The following is a 3,263-nucleotide window of genomic DNA, read 5'->3' on the forward strand; positions in this document are numbered from 1 at the left end:
GGGCGGGGGCGCACAGGGAACAGGAGCAGCAGTGGCCAGCTACCGGCAGCCGGGAGTCGTCCTCACCGACCACCACTTCACCGTCCCGCTCGACCACGGTGACCCGGCCGGGGAGCGGCTCGAGCTCTACGCCCGCGAGGTCGTGTCCGCCGCGGACCACCCGGACACCGGCAAGCCGTGGCTGGTGTACCTGGAAGGCGGTCCCGGCAACGCGGTCCGCCGATTCATCGGCAAGCAGGCCTGGCTGGGACGGGCCGTACAGGACTTCCGCGTGCTCCTGCTCGACCAGCGGGGCACCGGCCGCTCCACGCCGCAGAACCGCCAGACCCTCGCACAGCGCGGCGGACCGCGGGCGCAGGCCGATCACCTCGCCCACTTCCGGGCCGACAGCATCGTCCGCGACTGCGAGACGGTCCGGCGGCGCCTCACCGGCGGAGCGCCCTGGACGGTGCTGGGCCAGTCCTTCGGCGGCTTCTGCGCGACGCACTACCTGTCCACCGCGCCGGAAGGACTGGACACGGTCCTGATCACCGGCGGCCTGCCGTCCCTCGACGCGCACGCCGACGACGTCTACCGGGCCGCCTACCCGCGCATCCGGCGCAAGGCCGAGGCGCACTACGCCCGTTACCCGCAGGACGTGGAGCGCGCCCGGCGGATCGCCGCCCACCTCGCGGAGCGCCCGGCGCGGCTGCCCGGCGGCTACACCCTCACGCCGGAGGCCTTCCAGTCGCTGGGCATCCTGCTCGGCGGCGCGGACGGCAGCCATCAGCTGCACTACCTGCTCGAGAACGCCTTCGTGCGCACGGCATCGGGCCACGAACTGTCCGACGCCTTCCAGGAGGGCGTTCGCCCGGTCCTCTCGTTCGCCGCGAACCCGCTGTACGCGGTGCTGCACGAGGCCATCTACGCACAGGGCGGGCGGCCGACGGACTGGGCCGCGGAGCGAGTGCGGGCCGAGTTCCCCGAGTTCGACGCGGCGGCGGCGCTCGAGGGCGACCGGCCGCTGATGTTCACCGGCGAGACCGTCCACCCCTGGCACTTCGAGGTGGATCCCGCCCTGCGGCCGCTGCGCGAGACCGCGGAGCTCCTCGCCGCCCGTACCGACTGGGCGCCGCTGTACGACCCGGCCCGGCTCGCCGCCAACGAGGTGCCGGTGGCGGCGGCCGTCTACCACGACGACATGTACGTCGACACGGCCCACTCGCTGCGCACCGCCCGTGCCGTGCGCGGGCTGCGCACCTGGGTCACCGACGAGTACGAGCACGACGGAGTACGGGTGAGCGGGCCGCGGGTGGTGGACCGGCTGCTGGCACTCGCCCGCCAGGAGCTCTGACACATGATCAGTGGGTCCGTATCCTGCGGGACATGACCGATCAGAAGACCGAACAGCTCGAAGAGATGCCGGCCGACTGGCAGCGCGCGCTCGCGGTCGTCGCCCACCCCGACGACCTCGAGTACGGCTGTGCGGCCGCCATCGCCGGATGGACCGACCAGGGCCGCGAGGTCGCCTACCTCCTTGCCACCCGGGGAGAGGCCGGCATCGACGGCATCGCCCCCGAGGAGTGCGCGCCGCTGCGCGAGCGGGAGCAGCGGGCGAGCGCGGCCGTCGTCGGCGTCTCCGTCGTCGAGTTCCTGGATCACAAGGACGGTGTCATCGAGTACGGGACCGACCTCCGCCGGGACATCGCGGCGGCCGTCCGCCGGCACCGGCCGGAGCTGGTCATCACCCTCAATCACCGTGACACCTGGGGCGGCACGGCCTGGAACACGCCCGACCACCGGGCCGTCGGCCGGGCGACCCTCGACGCGGCCGGCGACGCGGGCAACCGCTGGATCTTCCCCGAACTCATCTCCGAGCAGGGCCTCGAGCCCTGGGACGGCGTGCGCTGGGTGGCGGTGGCGGGTTCCACCAGCCCGACCCACGCCGTCGACGCGGGCCCCGGACTCGAGAGATCCGTCGCGTCGCTGCTGGAGCACCGCCTGTACATCGAGGGCCTGACGGAGCAGGACCCGCAGGAGTACTGCCGTACGTTCCTGACCCGCATGGCCGAGATGGCGGCTCCGCGTTTCGGCGGCCGCCCGGCCGTCACGTTCGAGCTGTTCGGGCGCTGACGCCTCCGCCCCCGCCGCGCGGTTTGTTCATTTGACAAATGACGTTGCCGTTCCTGCAATGGGTGCATGAGTGATGACGACACGCGGCTGGACGCCGTACTGAACGAGGTGGGCCCCCGGCTCCGCCGGATCCGGCGCGAGCGCGGGGCGACCCTCGGTGCGCTCTCCGAGGCGACCGGTATCTCCGTGAGCACGCTGTCCCGGCTGGAGTCCGGGGGGCGTCGCCCGAGCCTCGAACTGCTGCTGCCGATCGCCCGTGCCCACCAGGTCCCGCTGGACGAACTCGTCGGCGCCCCGCCGGTCGGGGACCCGCGGGTGCGCGCCAAGCCCATCGTCCGCGGCCACCGGACGATGTACCCGCTCACCGCGCGGCCGGGAGGGCTCCAGGCGTACAAGGTGATCCACAAGCCGTCCGGGGAACAGCCGGAACCTCGTACCCACGAGGGGTACGAATGGATGTACGTCCTGTCGGGCCGCGTGCGGCTGGTGCTCGGCGACCACGATGTGGTGCTGGGGCCGGGTGAGGTGGCGGAGTTCGACACGCGGGTGCCGCACTGGTTCGGGTGTGCCGACGACCGGCCGATCGAATTTCTGAGCCTCTTCGGGCCGCAGGGGGAGCGGATGCATGTGCGGGCGCGGCCCAAGGAGGAGTGAAGGGTCTTCACGGACCGGCAAGCGACCGCTTAGTATGCGGCGCAGCACAGAACTGCCCTACGTGTGGGAGGCCCCGAAATGCAGGCATGGCGAGTGCACCGCAACGGCGAGCCGAGCGAGGTGATGCGGCTCGAAGAGGTGGACCGGCCCACGCCCGGCGAAGGACAGCTCCTCCTCAAGGTCCGTGCGGCCAACATCAACTTCCCCGACGCCCTGCTCTGCCGGGGGCAGTACCAGGTGCGGCCGCCGCTGCCGTTCACCCCGGGAGTCGAGGTCTGCGGCGAGACGGAGGACGGCCGGCGCGTCATCGCCAACCCCGCCCTGCCGAACGGCGGGCTCGCCGAGTACGTGGTCGCCGACGCGGCCGCCGTGCTCCCCGCACCCGACGCGCTCGACGACGCGGAGGCCGCCGCCCTGCACATCGGGTACCAGACGGGCTGGTTCGGGCTGCACCGCAGGGCCGCCCTCAAGGAGGGCGAGACCCTGCTCGTCCACGC

At 72.6% G+C, this 3,263-nt stretch carries 4 protein-coding genes; all 4 read left to right on the forward strand.

Translation table 11 applies throughout. The annotated features are described in order from the left end of the window. The first annotated feature begins 31 nt into the window (after positions 1 to 31). Positions 32 to 1,333, forward strand: a complete 1,302-nt coding sequence (locus tag ACWGH4_RS33260; protein WP_453467413.1) for an alpha/beta fold hydrolase — start codon at positions 32 to 34, stop codon at positions 1,331 to 1,333. A 32-nt stretch (positions 1,334 to 1,365) separates the two neighbouring features. Next, complete coding sequence (locus tag ACWGH4_RS33265; RefSeq protein ID WP_441262439.1) at positions 1,366 to 2,112, forward strand: PIG-L family deacetylase; 747 nt, start codon at positions 1,366 to 1,368, stop codon at positions 2,110 to 2,112. 66 nt (positions 2,113 to 2,178) lie between these two features. Then, positions 2,179 to 2,766, forward strand: coding sequence for a helix-turn-helix domain-containing protein (locus ACWGH4_RS33270; RefSeq protein ID WP_453467409.1), 588 nt, complete (start codon positions 2,179 to 2,181; stop codon positions 2,764 to 2,766). 78 nt (positions 2,767 to 2,844) lie between these two features. Continuing rightward, a partial coding sequence (locus tag ACWGH4_RS33275; RefSeq protein ID WP_453467411.1) for an alcohol dehydrogenase catalytic domain-containing protein occupies positions 2,845 to 3,263 on the forward strand: 419 nt, incomplete at its 3' end.

It is taken from the genome of Streptomyces sp. NPDC054847 (assembly GCF_053610925.1).

What these genes read in the sequence shown, in the direction of transcription:
- ACWGH4_RS33265 (WP_441262439.1), top strand. Translation starts at nt 1,366, where the DNA reads ATGACCGATCAGAAGACCGAACAGCTCGAAGAGATGCCGGCCGACTGG.
- ACWGH4_RS33270 (WP_453467409.1), top strand. Translation starts at nt 2,179, where the DNA reads ATGAGTGATGACGACACGCGGCTGGACGCCGTACTGAACGAGGTGGGC.